Source organism: Halorubrum sp. C191, assembly GCF_002727095.1.
In the GTDB taxonomy this organism is placed as follows: Archaea; Halobacteriota; Halobacteria; order Halobacteriales; family Haloferacaceae; genus Halorubrum; species Halorubrum ezzemoulense.
In genome coordinates, this window is sequence record NZ_NHNZ01000035.1 from 1 (window position 1) to 1,231 (window position 1,231).

Below are 1,231 nucleotides of genomic sequence, written 5' to 3' on the forward strand. Positions count from 1 at the left end.
TGTCGATGTGATCGACTGAGTCTTGCGTTGAGAAATTCAGTTCCGAATACTCGTACGTGTAGCACTTAATCCCGTTCTCCTCACAGTGCGTCGCAAGCTCTCCCGGCGATACGTCCTCCGCCTCGAAGTCACCCAAGAACGCGACTGCCACGTTGTCATCACCACGCTCCTCAGAGCCTTCCACCACGACGGCCGTGTTCGGATCGCTATGGCTGGTCTTGAGTATCTGGTCCCCCGACACATACGGGTTCTCCGCGAACGCGAGATTCTCGTGTTTGTACGTCCAGAGCTTGACGTCCTGGTCGTCACAGTACGACGCGAGGATCGCGGGGTGGTAGTCCCGCCACGCACCTGGTCCCTCGTCGAGCGAACTCGGAAAGGCGACCCGAACCGCTTCCCCGTCCATTTCGTGTTCGAACGCACCGGTGTTCTGCTCCGGCGGCAGTACCTCGACGACGATCCCCACCGACGGCTCCGAGTCGCCAGCCTTCACCACCCGATCCCCTGGTGAAAACGGATTCTCCGGCTTCTGGTTCATGTGAGCGGTGTTGGGCCCGAGGTCGATCAGTTCGTTCATCGGGCGGGCCGCGAGGTGGTCGAGTTTTTCCGGGGACTCGCCTGAGAACGCCTTCTCCGTTTCGACCTTCGATTTCAGTGTCTCGAGTCGCTCCCACCCGAGTAGCATTAGACTGTCCTCGTTGTCCCGATGCCAGACCATTACTACGATGTCGTCATCGGGATCCCGTTCAACGAGCGACTCGGGAAGGAAGGCCGAGACGTCTCGCGATGACTTCACGTCGACCGTGTAGCCGAACACCTCGAAGTCGTGTCCGGAGAAGCTCTCGGAGTTACACCGCCGGATTGCTTCCTTATTTTCCTACTCCCACATCTCGACGGGGAGGTACTCGCGACAGAACTGCTCGAACGCGAGTTCGCCGAGGTTTCCGATCCGCTTGACGTCCAGGTCGTCGGCTCCCTGAATGACCGCTTGGTGGTGGGCTCGCTCGTGATCGATTTCGTCCGGGGTGAACCGATACATTAGTTGAGTATCAGACACCGGACAGATATATTTTCAGTATTAAATATCAAATCAAAGAAAGAGGGGGCGAAGGAGCGTCGCGATTCCGCCTCCCGACGAGAGCGGCTGATTAATCGTGAAACCTCGGGCTAGACTAGCCTAGCACGACGAAACCACCAACCACCCAAAGGACTTTACCTGAATTGAGGCGCT

General features: G+C 57.8%; 1 pseudogene. It reads right to left on the reverse strand.

Going from position 1 to position 1,231, the window contains the following annotated elements:
* Positions 1 to 1,039, reverse strand: a pseudogene (locus Z052_RS02735) (hypothetical protein); the annotation flags it as partial.
* Positions 1,040 to 1,231: the final 192 nt, after the last annotated feature.